General features: G+C 56.4%; 24 protein-coding genes. 23 read left to right on the top strand and 1 reads right to left on the bottom strand.

The window, feature by feature from the left end:
- Positions 1-85: 85 nt before the first annotated feature.
- From rpsL to tuf, 4 genes are all read left to right on the top strand, one after another.
- A complete protein-coding gene (gene rpsL, locus HMPREF2682_RS04530) occupies positions 86-460 on the top strand; it encodes a 30S ribosomal protein S12 (RefSeq protein ID WP_005504939.1) in 375 nt (124 codons plus the stop codon).
- Complete coding sequence (gene rpsG / locus HMPREF2682_RS04525) at positions 460-930, top strand: 30S ribosomal protein S7 (RefSeq protein WP_005504941.1); 471 nt, start codon at positions 460-462, stop codon at positions 928-930. The genes rpsL and rpsG overlap by 1 nt, the downstream gene beginning before the upstream one ends.
- 72 nt (positions 931-1,002) lie before the next feature.
- The gene (gene fusA / locus HMPREF2682_RS04520) at positions 1,003-3,117 is read left to right on the top strand and encodes an elongation factor G (protein WP_070737711.1); all 2,115 of its coding nucleotides are present in this window, start codon (positions 1,003-1,005) and stop codon (positions 3,115-3,117) included.
- A gap of 200 nt (positions 3,118-3,317) precedes the next feature.
- Positions 3,318-4,508, top strand: coding sequence for an elongation factor Tu (gene tuf / locus HMPREF2682_RS04515; protein ID WP_005504946.1), 1,191 nt, complete (start codon positions 3,318-3,320; stop codon positions 4,506-4,508).
- Positions 4,509-5,121: 613 nt separating this feature from the next.
- On the opposite strand, the gene HMPREF2682_RS04510 is transcribed toward tuf, so the two are convergent.
- Positions 5,122-8,466 (bottom strand): Fe2+/Zn2+ uptake regulation protein, encoded by a 3,345-nt coding sequence (locus HMPREF2682_RS04510; RefSeq protein ID WP_246827251.1) that lies wholly within the window; start codon positions 8,464-8,466, stop codon positions 5,122-5,124.
- Between the two features lie 577 nt (positions 8,467-9,043).
- On the opposite strand from HMPREF2682_RS04510, the gene rpsJ reads away from it, so the two are divergent.
- From rpsJ to rplR, 19 genes are all read left to right on the top strand, one after another.
- Positions 9,044-9,352: a 30S ribosomal protein S10 gene (gene rpsJ, locus HMPREF2682_RS04505; protein ID WP_004005287.1), complete on the top strand. Its 309-nt coding sequence runs from the start codon at positions 9,044-9,046 to the stop codon at positions 9,350-9,352.
- A gap of 13 nt (positions 9,353-9,365) precedes the next feature.
- Positions 9,366-10,022 carry a 50S ribosomal protein L3 gene (rplC, locus tag HMPREF2682_RS04500; RefSeq protein WP_005504955.1) on the top strand — a complete coding sequence of 219 codons (657 nt, stop codon included), beginning with the start codon at positions 9,366-9,368 and terminating at the stop codon, positions 10,020-10,022.
- A 6-nt stretch (positions 10,023-10,028) separates the two neighbouring features.
- Entirely contained in the window at positions 10,029-10,646 is a 618-nt protein-coding gene (rplD, locus tag HMPREF2682_RS04495; RefSeq protein WP_049347280.1) for a 50S ribosomal protein L4, read from the top strand.
- Positions 10,646-10,948: a 50S ribosomal protein L23 gene (rplW, locus tag HMPREF2682_RS04490; RefSeq protein ID WP_005504959.1), complete on the top strand. Its 303-nt coding sequence runs from the start codon at positions 10,646-10,648 to the stop codon at positions 10,946-10,948. The genes rplD and rplW overlap by 1 nt, the downstream gene beginning before the upstream one ends.
- Positions 10,949-10,988: 40 nt before the next feature.
- Positions 10,989-11,825, top strand: coding sequence for a 50S ribosomal protein L2 (gene rplB, locus HMPREF2682_RS04485; RefSeq protein WP_005504961.1), 837 nt, complete (start codon positions 10,989-10,991; stop codon positions 11,823-11,825).
- A 12-nt stretch (positions 11,826-11,837) separates the two neighbouring features.
- Positions 11,838-12,119: a 30S ribosomal protein S19 gene (rpsS, locus tag HMPREF2682_RS04480; protein ID WP_004005282.1), complete on the top strand. Its 282-nt coding sequence runs from the start codon at positions 11,838-11,840 to the stop codon at positions 12,117-12,119.
- Positions 12,120-12,179: 60 nt separating this feature from the next.
- Positions 12,180-12,545, top strand: a complete 366-nt coding sequence (rplV, locus tag HMPREF2682_RS04475; protein WP_005504964.1) for a 50S ribosomal protein L22 — start codon at positions 12,180-12,182, stop codon at positions 12,543-12,545.
- Positions 12,546-13,343, top strand: a complete 798-nt coding sequence (gene rpsC / locus HMPREF2682_RS04470) for a 30S ribosomal protein S3 (protein WP_005504966.1) — start codon at positions 12,546-12,548, stop codon at positions 13,341-13,343.
- Positions 13,344-13,763 (top strand): 50S ribosomal protein L16, encoded by a 420-nt coding sequence (rplP, locus tag HMPREF2682_RS04465; protein WP_044150210.1) that lies wholly within the window; start codon positions 13,344-13,346, stop codon positions 13,761-13,763.
- A 5-nt stretch (positions 13,764-13,768) separates the two neighbouring features.
- Complete coding sequence (rpmC, locus tag HMPREF2682_RS04460) at positions 13,769-14,008, top strand: 50S ribosomal protein L29 (RefSeq protein ID WP_005504969.1); 240 nt, start codon at positions 13,769-13,771, stop codon at positions 14,006-14,008.
- Positions 14,005-14,277, top strand: coding sequence for a 30S ribosomal protein S17 (gene rpsQ, locus HMPREF2682_RS04455; protein ID WP_012903053.1), 273 nt, complete (start codon positions 14,005-14,007; stop codon positions 14,275-14,277). Before rpmC ends, rpsQ begins: the two co-directional genes overlap by 4 nt.
- 489 nt (positions 14,278-14,766) lie before the next feature.
- Positions 14,767-17,484, top strand: a complete 2,718-nt coding sequence (locus HMPREF2682_RS04450; RefSeq protein ID WP_070831753.1) for an LPXTG cell wall anchor domain-containing protein — start codon at positions 14,767-14,769, stop codon at positions 17,482-17,484.
- A gap of 941 nt (positions 17,485-18,425) precedes the next feature.
- Entirely contained in the window at positions 18,426-19,616 is a 1,191-nt protein-coding gene (locus tag HMPREF2682_RS04445) for a YncE family protein (RefSeq protein WP_070831751.1), read from the top strand.
- Positions 19,617-20,272: 656 nt separating this feature from the next.
- Positions 20,273-20,644, top strand: a complete 372-nt coding sequence (rplN, locus tag HMPREF2682_RS04440; RefSeq protein ID WP_005504986.1) for a 50S ribosomal protein L14 — start codon at positions 20,273-20,275, stop codon at positions 20,642-20,644.
- A 3-nt stretch (positions 20,645-20,647) separates the two neighbouring features.
- Complete coding sequence (gene rplX / locus HMPREF2682_RS04435) at positions 20,648-20,983, top strand: 50S ribosomal protein L24 (RefSeq protein WP_005504988.1); 336 nt, start codon at positions 20,648-20,650, stop codon at positions 20,981-20,983.
- Positions 20,983-21,543 carry a 50S ribosomal protein L5 gene (gene rplE, locus HMPREF2682_RS04430; RefSeq protein ID WP_070819400.1) on the top strand — a complete coding sequence of 187 codons (561 nt, stop codon included), beginning with the start codon at positions 20,983-20,985 and terminating at the stop codon, positions 21,541-21,543. Before rplX ends, rplE begins: the two co-directional genes overlap by 1 nt.
- Positions 21,544-21,616: 73 nt before the next feature.
- Complete coding sequence (rpsH, locus tag HMPREF2682_RS04425; RefSeq protein WP_049331925.1) at positions 21,617-22,015, top strand: 30S ribosomal protein S8; 399 nt, start codon at positions 21,617-21,619, stop codon at positions 22,013-22,015.
- A gap of 27 nt (positions 22,016-22,042) precedes the next feature.
- Positions 22,043-22,579, top strand: a complete 537-nt coding sequence (gene rplF / locus HMPREF2682_RS04420) for a 50S ribosomal protein L6 (RefSeq protein ID WP_005505004.1) — start codon at positions 22,043-22,045, stop codon at positions 22,577-22,579.
- 2 nt (positions 22,580-22,581) lie between these two features.
- The gene (rplR, locus tag HMPREF2682_RS04415; protein WP_005505006.1) at positions 22,582-22,941 is read left to right on the top strand and encodes a 50S ribosomal protein L18; all 360 of its coding nucleotides are present in this window, start codon (positions 22,582-22,584) and stop codon (positions 22,939-22,941) included.
- The last annotated feature ends 8 nt before the right edge of the window (positions 22,942-22,949 follow it).

Raw genomic sequence — 22,949 nt, 5'->3', positions numbered from 1 at the left:
CGAGAGCACCCATCCAACGTGATGGGGGCCAGTAAGTTTATACGGGATTCTCTAACGAGAAACCTGATCAAGCAACGGAGAAAACGTGCCTACTATTCAGCAGCTGGTCCGCAAGGGCCGGACTCCCAAGGTCGTTAAGACCAAGGCGCCCGCACTGAAGGGCAACCCCATGAAGCGTGGCGTGTGCACCCGTGTGTACACCACCACCCCGAAGAAGCCGAACTCGGCACTGCGTAAGGTCGCTCGTGTCAAGCTCAACGGCGGCGTCGAGGTTACCGCATACATCCCCGGTGAGGGTCACAACCTGCAGGAGCACTCGATTGTGCTCGTTCGCGGTGGTCGTGTGAAGGACCTCCCCGGTGTTCGCTACAAGATCGTTCGTGGCGCTCTGGATACCCAGGGTGTTAAGGGTCGCGGCCAGGCTCGCTCCCGCTACGGCGCTAAGAAGGAGAAGAAGTAATGCCTCGTAAGGGTCCCGCTCCCAAGCGTCCCCTCGTAAACGATCCTGTTTACGGTTCTGCTCTGGTCACTCAGCTGATCAACAAGGTTCTGCTGGACGGCAAGAAGTCCGTCGCAGAGCGCATCGTCTACGGCGCCCTCGAGGGTGTCGAGAAGAAGACCGGTTCTGACCCGGTCGCAACCCTGAAGAAGGCAATGGACAACATCAAGCCTTCTCTCGAGGTTCGCTCCCGCCGCGTTGGCGGTGCAACCTACCAGGTTCCGGTTGAGGTTCGCCCCGGCCGTTCCACCGCTCTGGCTCTTCGCTGGCTCGTTGGCTTCTCGAAGCAGCGCCGCGAGAAGACCATGACTGAGCGTCTGATGAACGAGATCCTGGATGCGTCCAACGGTCTCGGTGCCGCTGTGAAGCGTCGCGAGGACACTCACAAGATGGCCGAGTCCAACAAGGCCTTCGCACACTACCGCTGGTAATTCTCCGTTTAGAGCCTGCCGAGTCGATTCGAGTCGGCAGGCTTTCGGAGTATCTCATTTAGGGAGAATAACGTGGCACTTGACGTGTTCACCGACCTTAACAAGGTCCGCAACATCGGTATTATGGCGCACATCGACGCCGGTAAGACCACCACCACTGAGCGCATTCTGTTCTACACCGGTATTAACCACAAGATCGGTGAGACCCACGACGGCGCTTCCACCATGGACTGGATGGCTCAGGAGCAGGAGCGAGGTATTACCATTACCTCCGCAGCAACCACCTGCTTCTGGAAGGACAACCAGATCAACATTATCGACACCCCCGGTCACGTCGACTTCACCGTTGAGGTTGAGCGCTCCCTGCGCGTCCTCGACGGCGCAGTTGCTGTGTTCGACGGCAAGGAAGGTGTTGAGCCCCAGTCTGAGACCGTTTGGCGCCAGGCTGACAAGTACGATGTCCCCCGTATCTGCTTCGTCAACAAGATGGACAAGATGGGTGCTGACTTCTACTTCACCGTTCAGACCATCATCGACCGTCTGGGTGCACGCCCGCTGGTTGTTCAGCTCCCCATCGGCGCTGAGAGCGACTTCCTCGGTGTTGTTGACCTGCTCGAAATGAAGGCATACGTCTGGCCTGGCGACGCCAAGGGTGACGTGACCATGGGTGCCTCCTACGAGGTTCAGGACATCCCCGCTGACCTGGTTGAGAAGGCTGAGCAGTACCGCGCTGAGCTGGTTGAGGCTGTTGCTGAGGCTAGCGAAGAGCTTATGGAGAAGTACCTCGAAGAGGGCGAGCTGTCCATCCCCGAGATCAAGGCTGGTATCCGTCAGCTCGTGATCGCAGGCGAGGCATTCCCCGTTCTCTGTGGTTCTGCATTCAAGAACCGTGGTGTTCAGCCCATGCTGGACGCTGTGATTGAGTACCTGCCCTCCCCGCTGGACGTTCCGGACGTTGTCGGCTCCAACCCCTCCAATGAGGAAGAGAAGCTGACCCGTAAGGCATCCGCTGACGAGCCCTTCGCAGCACTGGCATTCAAGGTTGCAGCTCACCCGTTCTACGGTCAGCTGACCTACACCCGCGTGTACTCCGGTGTTGCAGCTCAGGGCCAGCAGGTTCTGAACTCCACCAAGGGTAAGAAGGAGCGCATCGGTAAGCTCTTCCAGATGCACTCCAACAAGGAGAACCCGGTTGAGGAGATCACCGCAGGTCACATTTACGCTGCGATTGGTCTGAAGGACACCACCACTGGTGACACCCTGTGCGACCCCGCACACCCGATCGTTCTCGAGTCGATGACCTTCCCCGACCCCGTGATCTTCGTGGCTATCGAGCCCAAGACCAAGGGCGACCAGGAGAAGATGTCCACTGCTATCCAGAAGCTTTCCGCTGAGGACCCCACCTTCACCGTTTCGCTGAACGAAGAAACCGGTCAGACCGAAATTGGTGGTATGGGTGAGCTGCACCTGGACATCATCGTTGACCGTATGAAGCGTGAGTTCAAGGTTGAGGCTAACGTTGGTAAGCCTCAGGTTGCTTACCGCGAGACCATCAAGAAGGCAGTCGAGAAGGTCGACTACACCCACAAGAAGCAGACCGGTGGTTCCGGTCAGTTCGCAAAGGTGCAGGTCTCCTTCGAGCCCCTGCCCCTGGATGGCGAAGAGCTGTACCTGTTCGAGGACAAGGTCACCGGTGGCCGCGTTCCTCGCGAGTACATCCCCTCGGTCGACGCTGGTATCCAGGACGCTATGAAGTTCGGTGTCCTCGCTGGCTACCCGATGGTGGGCGTGAAGGCAACCCTGATCGACGGTGCTTACCACGACGTCGACTCCTCCGAAATGGCGTTCAAGATCGCTGGTTCGATGGTCTTCAAGGAAGGCGCTAAGCGCGCTAACCCGGTCCTGCTCGAGCCGCTGATGGACGTTGAGGTTCGTACCCCCGAGGAGTACATGGGCGACGTTATCGGCGACCTGAACTCCCGCCGTGGCCAGGTTCGTTCCATGGAGGACGCATCCGGCGTTAAGATCATCAAGGCTATCGTGCCCCTGACCGAAATGTTCGGTTACATTGGCGACCTGCGTGGTAAGACCCAGGGTCGTGCAGTGTTCTCGATGGCATTCGATAGCTACGGCGAGGTTCCCAAGAACGTCGCTGACGAGATCATCCAGAAGAGCCGCGGCGAGTAATTTTCGCGTCTCACCCGTGGGCCACGGGCTAAAAACCTGTGGCCCACGCCAAAATTTTCAATTAAATCCATTATTGAGAGCATGAACAGTTTCATCTCTGCGGCGTAATCCGCTATTGTAGACGCTAGACCGTTTTATAACGGGATGCGCCGGAGCGAAGATCCGCGTGCATGTTTTCAATCGTTCTAGGAGGAACACTCTTGGCTAAGGCTAAGTTCGAGCGCTCCAAGCCTCACGTTAACGTCGGTACCATTGGTCACGTTGACCACGGTAAGACCACCCTGACCGCAGCAATCTCCAAGGTTCTGGCAGACAAGTACCCGGACCTGAACGAGAAGCGCGACTTCGGTATGATCGACTCCGCTCCCGAGGAGCGCCAGCGCGGTATTACCATTAACATTGCTCACATCGAGTACCAGACCGAGAAGCGCCACTACGCACACGTTGACGCTCCCGGCCACGCTGACTACGTCAAGAACATGATTACCGGTGCGGCTCAGATGGACGGCGCAATCCTCGTGGTTGCAGCTACCGACGGCCCCATGGCACAGACCCGCGAGCACGTTCTGCTCGCTCGCCAGGTTGGCGTCCCCACCCTGCTGGTTGCACTGAACAAGGCAGACATGGTTGACGACGAAGAGCTCCTCGACCTCGTCGAGATGGAGGTCCGTGACCTCCTCTCCTCGCAGGAGTTCGACGGCGACAACGCTCCCGTTGTTCGCGTTTCCGCACTGAAGGCTCTCGAAGGCGACCCCGAGTGGGTTGCTAAGGTCGAGGAGCTCATGGACGCAGTCGACACCTACATTCCGGACCCCGTGCGTGAGAAGGACAAGCCCTTCCTCATGCCCATCGAGGACGTCTTCACCATCACCGGTCGTGGCACCGTTGTTACCGGTCGTGCAGAGCGCGGTACCCTGAAGATCAACTCCGAGGTCGAGATTGTCGGTATCCGCCCGATCCAGAAGACCACCGTTACCGGTATCGAGATGTTCCACAAGCAGCTCGACGAAGCATGGGCAGGCGAGAACTGTGGTCTGCTGCTGCGTGGTCTGAAGCGTGACGATGTTGAGCGTGGTCAGGTTGTCGTGGAGCCGGGCTCCATCACCCCCCACACCGAGTTCGAGGCAAACGTCTACATCCTCTCCAAGGATGAGGGTGGCCGTCACAACCCCTTCTACTCCAACTACCGTCCTCAGTTCTACTTCCGTACCACTGACGTGACCGGCGTTATCACCCTCCCCGAGGGCACCGAGATGGTTATGCCCGGTGACAACACCGAGATGACCGTTACCCTGATCCAGGAAATCGCAATGGAAGAGGGCCTCGGCTTCGCTATCCGTGAGGGTGGCCGCACCGTTGGTTCGGGTCGCGTTACCAAGATCATCAAGTAATTGCCGTAAATTTACGACAATTCGCTAAAAATCTGCCGGAGGGGAGACTCTCCATCAGGTAGCGATACTCAAGGACCCCCGCATCTGCGGGGGTCCTTTTGTTATGCCCTTTTGCGGGTTGCTGAAGGCTCTGGCAAAGGAGAGAACGGCATTATCTGCTGGACTGTACGAAACCGCTCTGAGCGTTATCAGTTCGTCCTAGTAGCCGCTCAAGGCTTCTGAGGGGGTATGCGTGGCTGATAGTGGAGTTTACGGTGAATCTGTAACGGCAGGGAACACCCTCCCCGGCGGCGGTATGACATATCCGTACCCTCTAGCCGTAGATTCTGAACTCCTGGATATGGAAAGAAGCTGGATGTGGAAAGCCCTGGGGCAGGGGAGCAGAGGAACGACTGCCTACTCCGTTCAGAGATCTGCTGGCTCGGAGACAGAAGCTGGGTCATGCGGACCGGCTTACGGCGGGGGAGCGTCTAAAGACCCTGCAGATAGGAATATAAAATCTTCGGACAAAGAAAAACGGTTCCCAGCCCGAAGGCTGGGAACCGCAATTCGAATGACTGCCCCTCGGAAGGGACATAGGTAATCCTACTACAGAATGCCGTAGGAATAGAACCTATACGTGCTGATAGCTAGATGTTTTCCTCATGACGAGGCTCGTAGCCTTGCTGAGGAGCCGGGGCTGCTGCATCTGGACGTTGCCCTGGGGATGCATACCCGGCTGATCTTGAGTGTGCGGGAAGTCCTCGAGCTGCTCAGAACCCTGGTGCGGAGCTACCACATCCTGCTTATTCTGTCGCGCCAGCAGACGCCAGATAACGCCGGCAATAAGCAAAATCGAGATGATTAGCAGGGTCAGCGGGTTCAGACCGTTGAGCAAAATTGCCAGGTCGAGGGTGACCAGAGCAGTTGCGATATAGGTCCAGACTCGGTCGAGCAGCAGAGCGCTCAGGAGAGTCAGGGCAATACCGAGTACCAACACCACGATATCCGGACCATCAGCGGGAACTGCCCACGTTACCAGGGTGAGGAACACCTGCAGACCCAAAGCCCAGTACAGAGGAGAATCCGATACCTGCGTATCTACAGGCCTCTTTGCGATGAAGTTCTTGAGAACCTTGGCTGCCACAACAGCCAGCAGAATCAGGAGAGCAACCTCAAGAATGACGCTCAGGGGGTTGGACTTCGAGTAATCAATGACCAGACGGGCGATGAAGAGGCTGAACGCCGTGGTGCAGACAATCGGCAGGTTCTTCGCCTTGGTGACAGATACGAAGGACAGAGCACCCAGACCCCAGAGAAGTGCGTTGAGCTCCACCTGCCTGGGCTCAAAAACCAACCCAACGAAGGTGTAGAATCCCAGCACCGCCAGAGCGGGAATCATCAGCAGCGTATTGACCGGTGCATAGATACCCTGGCTCAGGGGACGGCGAGACATGAAACGCGCGTAGGGGGCACCCAGCGGGCCGTGCATCGGCAAATCAACCATCGTATTACCGGCCGGAACAGCGATGCGAGGACGAACATTTGCCCTCACACCGAAGACCTCAACCGGGAGCGTGACCTTCAGAACGAACAGGATGATGACGGCAATCAGAGCGTAGTAGCCCAGAAGAGTCATCTCCATTGTGCTTTCCCTCGTGTTGAAGAGATTCCACAGAGCACCGATGCAGAAAGTCGTGATGCTGATGGAGGCACCAATCTGCATGCGGGAGACCCTGAAGATAAGGGCAAGCACCCATACAGAGATGAAGATAGCAGGAGTTGCTACCGCGAACAGAAGATTATCAAAATCGCCAATGAAACGGCCTGCGCTCAGGACAGAACCGAGCGTGAAGAAAATCGCCGCCGCGTATGCTTCGTAGTTTCGCTTGGAGTACGCGTAGAGTAGCACGCTGCACAGAGCCTGAACCGCCAGCAGCGCAAGTACGAGGAAGTCTACGAGCGATTCCTTCATATTGCCGGTGATCGCGAGCAGAATGACCGACCAGCAGATGGGGAACCGCGCAACGGTGAGTAGCTCCGAACGAATCGAAGAGCCAACCGGCATAAAGAAACCAAGCGCACCATAAACGACGGTCAGGAGCGCCGGCAATGCTACAGCAATGTACTCCTTCTGCAAGTCGTACAGCAGGTAGTGTCGCGAGCCAATCGTCGCGATAAGCAGAGTCGCGTAGAACGCGATACGGACAAACATGACAAGCGTGGAGCGGAAGGAACCAACATCCGAAAGTCGTAGCGCGCGGGCCAGAATAAGAGCGCTCAGGACGCTCAAGAAGAGGACGGCACCCGAGAAGAGAGGGAAACCAACCCAGAATCGGCCATGTGCTCCGCCATCAGCATGGTTAGCTACGTACCCCACGAAGAGAGCAAAAACGCCCAAGAAGAGGTACGTCGACATCTCTACAAGACGGTAGCTTGCGTTCTGCGCTGCAACGCCCTGAGAGAGGACAAAAGTCAGTAGCGCAATAGCGGCGCAGACCAACGCAAACATCAAAAGTGACTCAGAAGTCTGCATCTCAGGAATGAGAGCGAGGAAGAGCTGAATCATACCAATGGCATAACCGATGTTGCTCAGTACCGCTCCAGCAGTACGTGCCTCGGGAGCCTTAGCAGTGACCAGATAGATGACTACAGCCGCGGCAAAGAAGAGGTAGAACGTTCCCTGGTTGCCAGGGGAAGCATACATGCCAATGACCGGGATGAGCGCTACAAAACTCATGAGCACCAGAGGCTGAATTGCCTTGCGGTACAGCAAGAAACTGACAATGCAGAGGACACCAATAACCCAGGGCGCGGGGAAGACACCTTGATTACCCTCTGCATAGGGAAGGAAAGTGCTCCAGCGCGTTGCGTAGGTAACGCTATCAGCGACGTGAGCAGTGTAGAAGGCATCAAGGAGAGCAAAGAAGGAGAAGAATACGCCGACGCATGCGTCAATTGCCGGCAACCACTCTATCTTGCGAGCGGGTTGGTGAAGAGCTTCCTTCGCCCAGGGGATAGCCGGGGTGCTTTGCACCTGCTCGGACTGTTCAGCGGCAGCAGGAGCGGAACCAGCAATAGTCTTCTGCAGACGAGGAATAAATACGTAGGCAGAAATCAGGTTAACAACCAGAACAGAGACGAAGAAGATACTGGGGAACCACGGGCCGTGATCCGAGTCCATGATGAAGGAGAGAATGGATGCAATCGGGTAGATGCGTGCCTGGGCGTAGTAATCCGCCGTGCCGTTCAGCCAGGTGAACAGAATGGCGTGCACAGACATGACCGCAAAGGCAATACCTGCATCCGTGTAGCTCAGATCGTTGGTAAAGAAGAAAATGGCGACGGCAGTAGCCGGGACGAAAATACGGGAAGAATCAACAAGACCTTCGCGGATACCCTTCGGGGCAGCATTCGGGGCAAAGTGCAGAATCAAACCCAGAACAGTGGCAACGGCAGTCAGAGAAACGAAATACCAAACGAAAGGCAGAGCCGCCACCTTCGTAGCTGCCAACGAGTCCGAAACGATGAACGAAATCAGCAGGTACGCCATCACACGGTTACGCATGAGGGCGCAGGCTCCAACAATAGCTGCAGTGCCAACCAGAGACGTGAGGAGCCAGATGTAGCGTCCTTCAGTCCAAATCTTGAGGACATAGATAGCAACGCCGGTCAGAGGAATAAACGCAAGACCCGTTGCTGCAAAAGAGTAGGAGGCAATACGCAGGCGCTCTACGAAACGGTAGGTGAGCAGACCGGCTCCGTAGAAGACAATTGCTCCAAGCGCCATTGCGAGGACACGGAAGATAGCCGTTTCATCCTGAGAAGAAGTCACCGAGGTGACAAAAAGACCTGCAGCGCCGATGAGCAGGAGCGAGCCGATGTACAGAACAATATTGAGGAAGATATCCTCATTGACCCGGCGTCGCTGCGCAGGAGGCTGAGGATACGGACTCGATAGGGACGGGGGAACGTACAAGCCGAGACCTTGCGGCTGAGCATACTGAGGGCTCTGAGACGAAGAGTGAGAGCTAGAGGATGCCTGATGAGGTTGTGTCGGCTGAGACATGGTTTCTCCTTAGGCTGTAGTGATACTTCTACGATACGAGAGTCTTTAGGCCTAAAAGCTTTATTAAGAGCAATAAAGCGCATGGAACTTACTGAAAGTAGATTGAAAGCTCCCTGAGAGTTACATCGCGGGAGTATCCTCAGGTTGACAGCGACAGTTAAGTGTTCTTAAGCACTTAACTTGTGTTCGTATTGCATCAGGGCTCTAACTCTGAGAGAATTGACGACGTTGTCAAAGCGTCTACCTGCACTAAAGGTAGGCCCACGTATGACCCGGTCCGAAGGATGACGGGACGAGTTTGTCTAGAAAATTAGGCGACACGCCCGAGTTCGGGGGTCGGTACTCAGGCGGGGTGAGGAACCCGGCAAAGCCGGATTCAGTCCGTTCTGAGTGGCGCACGTGATGAATATATCGCGTTCCTTAAGCGCTATAACAAAGGGGCAAAAGCTCCGATACAGGGAATACATCAAGAAAGAGAGTCCGACAGATGGCGGGACAGAAAATCCGCATCCGTCTGAAGTCCTATGACCACGAGGTCATCGATTCTTCGGCACGGAAAATCGTCGAAACGGTCAAGGGCGCAGGCGCAACTGTAGTTGGCCCCGTGCCGCTGCCGACCGAGAAGAACGTCTACTGTGTTATTCGTTCTCCCCACAAGTACAAGGACAGCCGCGAGCACTTCGAGATGCGTACGCACAAGCGTCTGATCGACGTTGTTGATCCGACCCCCAAGGCTGTTGATGCCCTCATGCGTCTCGACCTGCCGGCAGACGTAAACATCGAGATCAAGCTGTAGAGGATCGCATCTAATGACTAACAAATTCGAGCGCCAGGTGAAGGGCCTGCTGGGCACCAAGCTCGGCATGACCCAGGTCTGGGACGAGGACGGCAAGTTCGTGCCCGTCACCGTCGTCAAGGCTGATTCTAACGTTGTTACCCAGATCCGTAACCAGGAAACTGACGGCTACGAAGCTGTTCAGATCGGTTTCGGTGCAATCGACTCTCGCAAGGTTACCAAGCCCCTGGCTGGTCACTTCGAGAAGGCCGGTGTTACCCCCCGTCGCCACATCGTCGAGCTGCGTACCGCAGATGCTTCTGAGTATTCCCTCGGTCAGGAACTGACCGTTGAGCTCTTCGAAGCAGGCCAGAAGGTCGACGTCGTTGGTAAGACCAAGGGTAAGGGCTTCGCAGGTGTTATGAAGCGTCACGGCTTCAAGGGTGTTGGCGCGTCTCACGGTCAGCACAAGAACCACCGCAAGCCCGGTTCCATCGGTGGCGCATCCTACCCCGCACGCGTGTTCAAGGGTATGCGCATGGCTGGCCGTATGGGCGCAGCACGTCACACTACCTTGAACCTGACTATCCAGGGTGTGGACGCAGAGAACAATGTCCTGCTGATCAAGGGCGCAATCCCCGGTCCCAAGGGCGGCGTTGTTCTGGTTCGTACCGCTGTGAAGGGAGCCTAATACATCATGGCTGTTAAGACCCTTAAGGTAGACCTGCCCGCAGAGATTTTCGACGCGCAGGCATCCGTGCCCCTGTTGCACCAGGTTGTCATTGCACAGCTCGCTGCTGCACGCCAGGGCACCCACAAGACCAAGAACCGCGGCGAGGTTTCCGGTGCAGGCCGTAAGCCCTTCAAGCAGAAGGGTACCGGTAACGCACGTCAGGGCTCCATCCGTGCACCGCACATGACCGGCGGTGGCGTTGTTCACGGTCCGACCCCGCGTAACTACGCACAGCGCACCCCCAAGAAGATGATTGCCGCTGCACTGCGCGGTGCTCTCTCCGATCGCGCTCGTCACGACCGCGTCCACGTTGTCGAGAACTTCATCTCCGGTGAGACTCCCTCGACCAAGGCTGCAAAGGCTGCATTCGCAGCTATCACCGAGCGCAAGAACATCCTTCTTGTGATTGCTCGTGCAGAGGACGTTGTGGCTCTGTCCGCACGTAACCTGGAGAACGTCCACGTTCTGTACGCAGACCAGCTCAACACCTACGATGTGCTGGTTTCGGACGACGTGGTCTTCACCAAGGCAGCATTCGACGCATTCGTTGCTGCAGCTCAGAAGAAGGAGGGCGCTAAGTAATGAGCGTTTCCACCAAGTCTGTATACGACGTGATCATCGCTCCCGTCGTTTCCGAGAAGAGCTACGGTCAGCTCGACGAAGGTAAGTACACCTTCGAGGTCGCTACCGATTCCAACAAGCTGGAAATCAAGCAGGCCATCGAGAAGATCTTTGACGTCAAGGTTGCTTCCGTCAACACCATCAACCGTCAGGGCAAGCGCAAGCGCACCCGTTTCGGTTGGGGCGCTCGCAAGAACACCAAGCGTGCGATTGTGACCCTCAAGGAAGGCACCATCGACATCTTCGGCGGTCCGCAGGCATAAGCCCCGCGGAGACCACTTTAACGAAGGAAGAAATATCTAAATGGGTATTCGTAAGTACAAGCCGACGACCCCGGGTCGCCGCGGTTCGAGCGTTGCTGATTTCTCCGAGATCACCCGCTCCACCCCGGAAAAGTCCCTGCTTCGTCCGCTTCACAAGACCGGCGGCCGTAACAACACCGGTCGCATCACCACCCGTCACAAGGGTGGCGGCCACAAGCGCCAGTACCGTCTGATCGACTTCCGTCGTCACGACAAGGACGGCGTTAACGCACGCGTTGCACACATCGAGTACGATCCCAACCGTACCGCTCGCATCGCGCTGCTGCACTACTTCGATGGTTCCAAGCGCTACATCATCGCTCCGAACAAGCTCGCTCAGGGCGACATCGTCGAGTCCGGCCCCGCAGCTGACATCAAGCCCGGTAACAACCTGCCCCTGCGCAACATCCCCGTTGGTACCGTGATTCACTGTGTCGAGCTCCGCCCCGGTGGCGGCGCAAAGCTGGCTCGTTCCGCAGGTGCTTCTGTACAGCTGGTTGCTAAGGAAGGCAAGTACGGTCAGCTCCGTCTGCCCTCCGGCGAAATCCGCAACGTGGATGTTCGCTGCCGCGCAACCGTTGGTGAGGTCGGCAACGCTGAGCAGTCCAACATCAACTGGGGTAAGGCTGGCCGTAACCGCTGGAAGGGCATCCGCCCGACCGTCCGTGGTGTGGTCATGAACCCGGTTGACCACCCGCACGGTGGTGGTGAAGGTAAGACCTCCGGTGGTCGTCACCCGGTTAACCCCAACGGTAAGCCCGAGGGTCGTACCCGCCGTCCCAACAAGGAAAGCGACAAGCTCATCGTTCGTCGCCGTCGTACTGGCAAGAAGCGCTAAGGAGCCTGAAACATGCCTCGTAGTTTGAAGAAGGGCCCTTTCGTTGATCAGCACCTCTACCTGAAGGTTGCAGCTCAGAACGAGAAGGGCACCAAGAACGTAATCAAGACTTGGTCGCGTCGCTCGATGATTATCCCCGACATGCTCGGTCACACCATCGCAGTGTACGACGGTCGCAAGCACGTGCCGGTGTTCATCACCGAGTCGATGGTTGGTCACAAGCTCGGTGAGTTTGCTCCGACCCGCACTTTCCGCAGCCACGTGAAGGACGACCGTAAGGGCAAGCGTCGCTAATCGGTTCACACCGATAAGCTAACGTTTCCCTTTCGGCAATAGACGAAAGAGAGATAGGCAATGGAAGCCAAGGCATCAGCGCGTTTCGTTCGCGTTACGCCTATGAAGGCCCGCCGTGTCGTCAACCTGATCCGTGGTAAGCAGGCGGAAGAGGCTCTGGCGATTCTGAAGTTCGCCCCCCAGGCAGCTTCGGAACCGGTATACAAGATCGTTGCTTCGGCAGTAGCTAACGCTCGTCAGAAGGCAACCCAGCAGGGTCTGCCCTTCCGCGAGGAAGAGCTGTTCATCAGCGAAGCATTCGTGAACGAGGGCCCGACCATGAAGCGCATTCAGCCCCGCGCTCAGGGTCGCGCATACCGAATCAACAAGCGCACCAGCCACATCACCGTGGTAGTTGCTACCCCGGAGAAGGAGGAGGACCGCTAAATGGGTCAGAAAATTCACCCGAACGGTTTCCGACTGGGCATCACCACTGACCACGTCTCCAAGTGGTTCGCTGATTCCAACAAGCCCGGCGAGCGTTACGCTGACTTCGTCCGCGAGGACGTAAAGATCCGCGAGCTGCTGGCAAAGAACCTGGATCGCGCAGGCGTTGCAAAGGTCGAGATCGAGCGTACCCGTGACCGCGTGCGTGTGGACATCCACACCGCTCGTCCCGGTATCGTGATTGGCCGCCGTGGCGCAGAAGCAGACCGCATCCGCGGCGAGCTCGAGAAGCTCACCAACAAGCAGATTCAGCTGAACATCCTCGAGGTTGCTAACCCCGACCTCTCCGCTCAGCTGGTTGCACAGAGCATCGCAGAGCAGCTCGCATCGCGTGTTGCATTCCGCCGTGCAATGAAGAAGGCAATCCAGTCCGCACAGCGTGCAGGCGCAAAGGGTATCCGTATCCAGTGCTCCGGCCGTCTGGGTGGCGCTGAAATGTCCCGTTCCGAGTTCTACCGCGAAGGCCGTGTGCCCCTGCACACCCTGCGTGCGAACATCGACTACGGCTTCTTCGAGGCTAAGACCACCTTCGGTCGCATCGGCGTGAAGGTCTGGATCTACAAGGGCGACCTGACCGACAAGGAGCTGGCAGCTCAGCAGGCAGCAAACAACCGCCGTGGCAACCGCCGCGATGGTGACCGCCGCCGCCAGGGCAACCGTGGTCCTCGTCGCGAGCGCCGCAACGAGAACGCTTCGGCAAAGGTCGAGGCCAAGACTGCAGAGAACGGTGAGGCATAAATGCTTATTCCCCGTCGAGTAAAGTACCGCAAGCAGCACCACCCCAAGCGTAATGGTCTCGCAAAGGGCGGCACCGAGGTTAGCTTCGGTGAGTGGGGCATTCAGGCCCTGTCGCCCGCATACGTGACCAACCGCCAGATTGAGGCTGCACGTATCGCAATGACCCGTCACATCAAGCGTGGCGGTAAGGTCTGGATTAACATTTATCCCGACCGTCCGCTGACCAAGAAGCCCGCTGAAACCCGTATGGGTTCCGGTAAGGGTTCGCCCGAGTGGTGGGTCGCAAATGTCAAGCCGGGTCGAGTCATGTTTGAACTCTCCGGTGTGTCCGAAGAAGTGGCTCGCGAGGCAATGCGCCTGGCAATCCACAAGCTCCCGATGAAGGCACGTGTTGTGCGTCGCCGCGAAGGTGGTGAATAAGCGAGATGGCAGTAGGATCCAAGGACCTGAGCATCGATAAGCTCGCAGAGCTCTCCAACGAAGAGCTGGCTGCAAAGCTGAGCGAAGCGAAGAAGGAACTCTTCAACATCCGCTTCCAGGAAGTCACCGGTCAGGCTAACGCAGGTCGTCGCCGCACTATCAAGCGCGACATCGCACGTATCTACACCGTGCTGCGTGAGCGCGAGCTCGGTATTCGTCCCGCAACTGAAGGTGAGTCCAAGTGAGTGAAGTAAAGAACGAAGAGCGCGGCTACCGCAAGACCCGCCGCGGCTACGTTGTCTCCGACAAGATGGACAAGACCGTTGTCGTCGAGGTCGAGGACCACGTGAAGCACGCACTGTACGGCAAGGTCGTTCGCCGTAGCTCCAAGATCAAGGCACACGACGAGCAGAACACTGCTGGTATTGGTGACCTCGTTCTGATTGCAGAGACCCGTCCGCTGTCCGCTTCCAAGCGCTGGCGTATCGTGGAGATCATCGAGAAGGCTAAGTAAGCCCTCTAATGACTCTCTGCTAGAGCAATAAAAGGAGCCCTCTCCTACTTAGGTAGGAGAGGGCTCCTTTGCGTTTAACCTTTATCCGGGAGAACTCAGCGGGAAGTTCTGTGGGCTACAGAATCAACGATAGAAGTCATGAAATGCCGAATAAATATTTGTCATAAAACTTTTGAAGATGTCATACAGAAAAGTGGATACTTTTACCGGACAACGCTATCAAAGAGCCACGTAGCTTGAGCTGGAGGAAGAAATCCCCTTGTGGAGCGTGTATGCGGGGCTTTAGGGAGGATAGCGAGGGTGGCTAAAAGAGTCGTGAGAAGCGTGGGCGCTGATAAAAGCTGCTTGAAAATAACCTAATGAGGCACTTATTATCAACTTTATAGTTGCTTAGTCTAGCCTTGCCTAATCCATAGGGGCTTAGCTACGCATCTTCCGGAGGTTGCACGACCTTTGGAGAAGTACCACTACACATCATCGAGGATCAGCATGACTTCTTCACCCAAGCCCTCACGTAAGCTGCTCGCCATTGCTGGCGCACTTTCCGTTGTCGCAGGTTCTTTCGCTGCGGTTCCCGCTACCTTTGCGGCAAACGTCTCCGCGTCTGTCCCCGGAGGAAACTCCCAGACCTCTGCTGAGGAATGCCGCCACATCGCAGTGAGCGCTACCCAGTACCAGGGCCTGCCCGGCCAGTACCAGCTGGCATACTCGGCAGCAACCTCCTCCCTCTACACCTCCTTCTCCTCCGGCCGCCCGCCGGTACTGACCGGTGGTGTCGGCACCTGGAACGTTGCATCCACCCCGAGCCTCTCCACTGTCTACCAGTTCCCGACCACTGACTTCACCGCTCGTGGCGCTACCGCACCGACCGGTAAGCAGATCGAATCTCCCTACGGTATTGCCTACGACGAAGCAACCGGATACGTATGGGTGACCCAGACCCGCGTCAACAAGGTATCTGTCTTCGATCCCGCGACCAACAAGATTATCTGGAGCAGCGCAGAAGGCGAGGTCAACCACCCGCGCGAGGTACGCATCGATCCCTCCAGCGGCAAGGTCTTTGTCTCTGGCTCCGGCGGCATTAGCGTCTTCGACACCACCCTGCACGCTCTGGTCAAGAAGATTGAATTCACCGATGCCAAGGGCGAATCTGACATCGCAATGAACATGCACGTGGACTCCGCCGATGGCAAGCTCTACGTTCCTTCCCTGAGTGCCGGCACCGTGAAGGTAATCGACACCAAGAGCTACGAGGTTGAGAAGACCATTCAGCTGCACAAGGACAATGCTGAAGCCGACCTGAACGCCTCTGACGTCACCATCGACAAGTCTCTGAAGGAAATCTACGTTAGCTCCCAGGGTGACCGTAAGGGCACTAACTCCGGTATCACCGTCTACGACCTGGAAACCGGCGCCTACAAGAAGACCATTCCTTTCGGCTCTCAGGCTCTCGCCCTTGCCTCCGACGAAGCCCGTGACCTGCTGTACGTGACCGATTACGGTACCGGCAACGTCGGCGTTGTTGACGCACGCACCGGCACCGTTGTGTCTCAGGTGTCCACCGGCGCAACTAGCGGTGCGAATGATGTTCTGGTCACTGCAGACGGTAGCGTATACGCTGTAGCACGTAGCATCGAAGGCGCTTCCGCCATTGAAACGAACTACACCATCGATAAGACCACCGGCGAATACCGCACCTCTAGCACCGAGCCCAAGGGCAAGGACAACGCAGATTCCCCGATTACCCCCGGCGTCATGGTGAAGATCAGCACCACCGTTGAAACCACCGCAAAGCCGGCAGTGCAGACTGCTTCTGAAGAACTGGTGAAGACCTACGCTGACGGCGCTAAGCTCTACGCTGTGAAGGACTGGACCACCGGCGAAACCCTGAAGTTGCGTGGTGAAGGTTTCAAGACCCAGGACGGTTCGAAGGGCTCCGTGCTCGCTGTCAAGCTGAACAAGGGTCGTATCTCCGCTAAGGAAGAGCCGAAGTTCAACGGTGTTGAGGGCAACAGCGCAGGTGTTTGGGCATACATCCAGGCAGACGAGAACGGTAACTTCACCGCTGAGTTGCCGTACCCGACCACCGAGAACTCCAACCTGACGGAAAACCTGAAGAGTGGCGACAAGGTGTCGGTCTTCCTGCTCTCCGGCTCCATTGTTGAAGGTGACACTCCTCGCGGTGGTGAAGCGCTCTCCGCAACTGTTGCAGAGAAGAAGGCAGACACCGCTGAGACCTGCGCACCGGCAGAAACCACCCAGGTCGCTGCTACTCCTTCTGGCGTGACTACCACTTACCCTGCCGGCACTAAGCTGAGCCTGCCGGATAGCGAACAGCCCACCCCGGCTCCGAGCGAGTCTGCTAAGCCTGAGCCGACCACTCCGGCTCCGAGCGAGTCTGCTAAGCCCGAACCCAGCACCCCGGCACCCTCCGAGAGTGCAGAGTCCAACGAAGTTGTACACGAGTACAAGGACGGCGCTAAGGTCTACTTCCCCAAGACCTGGGATGGCCAGAAGCTGACCTTCCGCGGTGAAGGGTTCAAGACTCTGGACGGTAAGGGCTCCGTTATCGCAGTCAAGCTGAATAAGGGCGCTATTTCTCCGAAGGAAGAGCCCAAGCTCGAAGGCGTTGAAGGCAATAGCGCAGGCATCTGGGCATACATCAAGGCGGACGAAAACGGTAACTTCACCGCAACCATCGACCGCCCCACCGTGGCAAACTCTAACCTGACTGAAGAGCTGAAGACCGGCGATAGCGTTGCTATCTACCTGCTCTCCGGTTCCCTGGCAGAGAACGATAACGTACGCGGTGGTGTGGCTGCAGAATACACCTTCAGCATCGACAACCAGGCACCTGCACCGAAGGCATCCGAATCGGCTAATGCACCTGTAACTAACCCCTCTGAGGCGCCTTCCGCACCGGCAGACTCCAAGGAACAGGTAAAGGAAAACGCTAAGGATCAGTCCAAGGCTCCCGCGGATTCTTTGAAGTCTGAGGCTCAGAAGAAGGACAGCACTGCACCGAAGACCTCCGGCTCTTCGTCGCAGAACGTAGCATCTTCCAACAACGGCTCCACCGCTTCGAGCTCCTCGAAGTCTTCGCTGGCTAACACCGGTGCTTCGGGCGTCGTCGTTGCTGCAGGAATCGGCGTTCTTGCCCTGGTCGTTGGCGCAACTGTGCTGGTAGCACGTCGCCGCAAGGCATAGCCTGTACCCCACGGCAGCTCACGATACTACCGCTTGGTGGTAGCGAAAGAGGTAGAGCGGGATCTGCTAGATATTCAAGAACCCGTTTGACTCTCTGAAACTGCCGATATGCACTGAAAGGGGCGGTACCCATCGAACCGATGGGTACCGCCCCTTTCAGTTTGCCCAATGTATTCAGACGGAAGACCTAGACTAAGCGCAGAAGTAACAACGGGGAGATACAAGAGAAGTGGGGGAGTGCGAGGCACTCCCTCTATACTCGCCAGCCCTTATTTGACGAGTTAACAGCCCGTAGGAATGAAACGCGAGATTCTAACGCCTCAAATACGAAGAAAACCCGCACCGAAGTGCGGGTTTAATGTCAAAGCGAGGTTCGGTCCCTAGACAAACGGATTAGCGAGGAAAAAGGGACCCAAGAAATCTGTCCGATAAGGACCGAACCTCTTGTTTGACGCATGCGTCTCTTCTGTTATGGTACATCTCGCTGATTTTCGCACCTTGAAGCGCGTTTTTTACCAAAAAACTTGATTTTTGAAAAAACAAACCTTAATTTCTAAATTTTTAAGCAGATTTTTTCAGACTGCTGTTTTGAGAGGGGTCAGAAGTGACGAAATGTTACGAAATCTATGGCTCTAGCCGACTCATAATAGGTCTACTGATTCTGTAAGGTGCCAGTATCTCTAGATAGATATCTTTCATGCTAACTATATGCAGAATGTTATAGCTTTCGTCGGGTAAATTTGCCCCGTTCAGAGCATGGGGAGAGTGGCACATGGTGCCAATATAGGACGTCTCGATAACGAACGGTACAGCGTATGGGCTGTGCTAGAAAAGTCTCAAAGTGGTGGGCAAAGCGTAAGATATACAGTAAAAGCCTCGGATGCTAAGCCCGCAAAATATAGGCGAGCTATCCTCCAAACTACACAACTCTGGAGATACTCATGGTTCCCTCTGCCGCAGGAGAAGGACAGAAAAATACGCTCGATAATAAGCGTTTTTCCGTGGCTCGTTCTGCGGGACTCGCTGGTCAGTATCAAGTGGCATACAACTCTGAAGAGAACGTTCTTTTTGTAAGCGGAAGCTATAACCATACAAAGACCCACGGCACTCTCTGCGCCACATTTGCTCGCATAAACGCAGATACCCTGCAGATTGAGAAGACAGCTGTTCTGCCCGCTATCCCGGAAAATAACCCCGAACTAGCAAGCCTCTTCCAGATTCAAGCTGCCTACGGCCTAGCCGCAGACAACGAACGGGGGCTTCTCTGGACCGGAGGAACGCGTACAAACTCCGTCACCGCATACTCCCAAAAAGATCTATCGCTCGTATGGGATTCTCTCACTCTAGGAGTAGAGATGCTGACTCCGCGCGAGCTATACGTCGCACCCAACGGTGCCGTGCTCGTTACCGGCATGGGTGGCTACCAGGTGATTTCTGCGCCCAACGCAGAAGGGGAGCGTAAGGTTAGCGCCCTTCAAGGGGAAAGTCCCGCCATGCTGCTAGGGCCCGTAGCGGATGAAACCCGTAGCCTCCTGTACATCCCGAATATTATGCGAGATGAAATCTGGGTTGTGGATATGAATACCTGGGAGCTCGTGCGCAGGCTACCCGTAATTGGAGGGGAAGATACCAATACTCCAATCGGTGTACACGGCGTGGGGATTGACTCGTCGCGCGGTGAACTATATGTCTCTGCGCAAGGGCGCGAGGGTAAGAACGGTGGTCTATACGTTCTGAATTTTGAGGGTGAGCACCTCGATTATCTTCCTTTCGGAAAGATGCCCACCGATATCTTGCTCGATGCAGAACGTCACCTGCTCTATGTTGCTGATTTCGGCGGCAAGGGGGAGGCGGCAGTTGCTGGTGGCGGAACTATTGCTGTCATCAATACGCTCAATCGAGCCATTATTGACACCGTGCAGGTGGCTCCCACCCGCATTAATCACCAGGTCCTGTTGAAGGACGGGAGTGTCATTGTTATCGATAAAGCAGGAGACTACCCTGCAGTTGAGGTTCCCTATGTGCTGGATGCGAACTCTGGCAAATACTACGAGGCGGCAGAAGAAGCTCGGCCGGGAGAACCGCCTCGCCCTATCGTTCGTGACGGTATCGCGAAAGTATATATGCCCTAGTTGTTGTGTGAAGAGCGGCTGAGTCGCCAACGTCGTGTCTGCTGTGCTCTAGCGTTGTATGCACGTTTGCGTAAGGAGCGGAACCGCCGTGATCTCTCGCCAGCCCCGCGGCAAGTCTGTCGTGGAGGCATATTAAAACGTAGTAAAATATAAATATCTACCATCCTTGTTTGACACATTGTTTGGTAGATTTCTCGAGGCCCCTTCAGTTTCTTATGCGTCAGGAACTACACGAAGGGGCCTCCTGCTTTAAGTGTCAAATAAGAGACCTTCTCGCTCGACGGTGATGTGGGGTATGAGGTTTTTACTCCCTAAATCCGACTATTTCCAGAGATAGGGTAGGGGAGACCGAAATCATAGTCAGCAAACTCTTGCGCTACATACCTGATTCCTGTACAGTGTTAAGACTGTGTGGCTGTATCCAAATAGCCGCGCAACCACGGGCTTCTCGTGCCAGTGCATAATGCCGCTACTTACGGGTGGATACGCCCGCTTCACGCGGGTCCAAATGCTTCTGGCATGGGTTTGCCCCAGGCGTTTCCGCTAACCCCTTCCACAGAGATGGGGCCCGGGGCGTCAACCAATCCCGTAAAAATGTTCCGCAAGGCTGGCTCGCGCCTAAAGCGAGTCGGAACCGGCGAGACGACAGGAGAAATATGATTCAGCAGGAGTCGCGACTGAAGGTCGCCGACAACACTGGTGCGAAGGAAATCCTGACCATCCGTGTTCTCGGTGGTTCCTCGCGTCGCTACGCAGGCATTGGCGACATCATTGTCGCAACCGTCAAGGACGCAATCCCCGGCGGTACCGTAAAGAAGGGTGACGTTGTCAAGGCAGTCGTCGTCCGCACCAAGAAGGAAACCCGTCGTCCCGACGGCTCCTACATCAAGTTCGACGAGAACTCCGCAGTGATCCTGAAGAACACTGATGGTGATCCCCGTGGTACCCGTATCTTCGGCCCCGTGGGTCGTGAGCTTCGCGACAAGAAGTTCATGAAGATCGTTTCGCTGGCTCCGGAGGTGCTCTAATTCATGGCTAAGATCAAGTCCGGCGACCTGGTTCAGGTTATTTCCGGTGCAGATAAGGGCAAGCAGGGCAAGGTTCTGAAGGTTCTCCCCAAGGAAAACCGCGTGATTGTTGAGGGCGTCAAGGTCGTCACCAAGCACACCAAGGCTAACCCCCTGACCGGCGCAGCAGGCGGCATTCAGAAGGTTGAGGCACCGATCCACGTTTCTAACGTTGCGATTGTTGACCCCGAGACCAAGAAGCCGACCCGTGTTGGTTTCCGCCTCGAGACTGTAGAGCGTGACGGCAAGGAGCGCACCGTTCGCGTGCGCGTTGCTAAGCGTTCGGGTAAGGACATCTAATGACCGAAACCAAGATCACCCCCCGCTTCAAGACCAAGTACGCTGAGGTCGTCGTTCCCGCTCTGCAGGAAGAGTTCAAGTACGAGAACGTCATGCAGACCCCGAAGATCGTTAAGGTCGTCGTAAACATGGGTGTTGGCGAGGCAGCTCGCGACGCAAAGCTCATGGACGGCGCAATCCGCGATCTCACCGCAATCACCGGTCAGAAGCCGATTGTTACCCGCGCTAAGAAGTCCATCGCACAGTTCAAGTTGCGCGAAGGTATGCCCATTGGTGCACACGTCACCCTGCGTGGCGACCGCATGTGGGAATTCCTGGACCGCCTCGTCACCCTGGCACTGCCCCGAATCCGCGACTTCCGCGGCCTCTCGGACCGCCAGTTCGACGGTAACGGTAACTACACCTTCGGTCTGACCGAGCAGTCCATGTTCCACGAAATCGATCAGGACTCGATCGACCGCGTGCGTGGTATGGACATCACCGTGGTGACCTCCGCGAAGACCGACGACGAAGGCCGTGCAATCCTGAAGGCACTGGGCTTCCCGTTCAAGACCAACTAACGACTACGTTGTAGGTCCAGACCCCGTTACCGCGGGGTAGGGAAACCACAACGAGGAAGGGCAAAAGCCCACAATGACTATGACTGATCCGGTCGCAGATATGCTGACCCGTTTGCGTAACGCAAACTCCGCATACCACGACACCGTATCCATGCCCTACTCCAAGCTGAAGTCTCGCATTGCTGAGATCCTGAAGGCTGAGGGCTACATCGCCGACGTGAAGGTTGAGGATGCAAAGGTCGGCAAGACCCTGACCCTCGTCCTCAAGTACGGTCCGTCCCGCGAGCGTTCCATCGCTGGCGTGCGTCGTATTTCCAAGCCGGGCCTGCGTACCTACGCAAAGTCCACCAACCTGCCCCAGGTTCTGGGTGGCCTCGGCATCGCAATCCTGTCCACCTCTTCGGGTCTGCTCACTGACAAGCAGGCAGCGAAGAAGGGCGTGGGCGGCGAAGTCATCGCTTACATCTGGTAGTCGGTTAGAAGAGAAAGGAAGAGAATAATGTCACGTATTGGACGTCTCCCCATCTCGGTTCCCGCCGGCGTTGAGGTTAAGGTCGATGGCAACCTGGTCACCGTTAAGGGCCCGAAGGGCGAGCTTTCCCACAAGGTAGCTTCCCCCATCACCGTGGCTCTGAACGAAAACGAGATCGTTGTATCTCGTCCGAACGACGAGCGCCTGTCTCGCTCGCTGCACGGTCTGACTCGTACCCTGATTCAGAACCTGATTATCGGCGTTACCTCCGGCTACGAGAAGAAGCTGGAAATCGTTGGTACCGGTTACCGTGTGACCCCGAAGGGTAACGACCTGGAGTTCGCTCTGGGCTACTCCCACCCGATCAACATCACCGCTCCCGAGGGTATTACTTTCGCAGTGGAGGGTGCTAACAAGCTGACCGTGTCGGGTATCGACAAGCAGCTCGTTGGTCAGGTTGCAGCAAACATTCGTGGTCTGCGTAAGCCCGATCCCTACAAGGGTAAGGGTGTTCGCTACGCAGGTGAGCACATCCGCCGCAAGGTCGGAAAGGCTGGTAAGTAAACATGGCTATCAAGTCGAAGGCAGCGCAGCGTGCACGTCGTCACGCTCGCATCCGCAAGTACGTTTCGGGTACCGCTGCGCGTCCGCGCCTGTGCGTCACCCGTTCGACCCGTCACATGTTCGTTCAGGTTATCGACGATGTCAAGGGCGTAACCCTGGCATCCGCTTCCACCATGGAAGCAGAGCTGCGTGCAGCTGACCTGGACAAGACCGCTAAGGCAAAGCGCGTTGGTGAGCTCGTTGCAGAGCGCGCCAAGGCAGCTGGTGTTGAGGCAGTCGTGTTCGACCGCGGTGGTAACAAGTACCACGGCCGTGTTGCAGCCGTTGCTGACGGTGCACGCGAGGGAGGTCTTGCACTCTAATGAGCGAG

The organism is Rothia sp. HMSC061D12 (genome assembly GCF_001836735.1).
Lineage (GTDB): Bacteria > Actinomycetota > Actinomycetes > Actinomycetales > Micrococcaceae > Rothia.
This window is presented reverse-complemented; position numbering and strand designations above follow the sequence as displayed.

Coding starts and splice junctions, on each gene's coding strand:
- rpmC (WP_005504969.1), top strand. CDS start 13,769: ATGGCAGTAGGATCCAAGGACCTGAGCATCGATAAGCTCGCAGAGCTC.
- rplC (WP_005504955.1), top strand. CDS start 9,366: ATGACTAACAAATTCGAGCGCCAGGTGAAGGGCCTGCTGGGCACCAAG.
- rplP (WP_044150210.1), top strand. CDS start 13,344: ATGCTTATTCCCCGTCGAGTAAAGTACCGCAAGCAGCACCACCCCAAG.
- rpsC (WP_005504966.1), top strand. CDS start 12,546: ATGGGTCAGAAAATTCACCCGAACGGTTTCCGACTGGGCATCACCACT.
- HMPREF2682_RS04445 (WP_070831751.1), top strand. CDS start 18,426: ATGGTTCCCTCTGCCGCAGGAGAAGGACAGAAAAATACGCTCGATAAT.
- rpsH (WP_049331925.1), top strand. CDS start 21,617: ATGACTATGACTGATCCGGTCGCAGATATGCTGACCCGTTTGCGTAAC.
- rplF (WP_005505004.1), top strand. CDS start 22,043: ATGTCACGTATTGGACGTCTCCCCATCTCGGTTCCCGCCGGCGTTGAG.
- rplE (WP_070819400.1), top strand. CDS start 20,983: ATGACCGAAACCAAGATCACCCCCCGCTTCAAGACCAAGTACGCTGAG.
- rplX (WP_005504988.1), top strand. CDS start 20,648: ATGGCTAAGATCAAGTCCGGCGACCTGGTTCAGGTTATTTCCGGTGCA.
- rplR (WP_005505006.1), top strand. CDS start 22,582: ATGGCTATCAAGTCGAAGGCAGCGCAGCGTGCACGTCGTCACGCTCGC.
- rplD (WP_049347280.1), top strand. CDS start 10,029: ATGGCTGTTAAGACCCTTAAGGTAGACCTGCCCGCAGAGATTTTCGAC.
- rpsS (WP_004005282.1), top strand. CDS start 11,838: ATGCCTCGTAGTTTGAAGAAGGGCCCTTTCGTTGATCAGCACCTCTAC.
- rpsG (WP_005504941.1), top strand. CDS start 460: ATGCCTCGTAAGGGTCCCGCTCCCAAGCGTCCCCTCGTAAACGATCCT.
- rplV (WP_005504964.1), top strand. CDS start 12,180: ATGGAAGCCAAGGCATCAGCGCGTTTCGTTCGCGTTACGCCTATGAAG.
- rpsJ (WP_004005287.1), top strand. CDS start 9,044: ATGGCGGGACAGAAAATCCGCATCCGTCTGAAGTCCTATGACCACGAG.
- rplW (WP_005504959.1), top strand. CDS start 10,646: ATGAGCGTTTCCACCAAGTCTGTATACGACGTGATCATCGCTCCCGTC.
- HMPREF2682_RS04450 (WP_070831753.1), top strand. CDS start 14,767: ATGACTTCTTCACCCAAGCCCTCACGTAAGCTGCTCGCCATTGCTGGC.
- rplB (WP_005504961.1), top strand. CDS start 10,989: ATGGGTATTCGTAAGTACAAGCCGACGACCCCGGGTCGCCGCGGTTCG.
- rplN (WP_005504986.1), top strand. CDS start 20,273: ATGATTCAGCAGGAGTCGCGACTGAAGGTCGCCGACAACACTGGTGCG.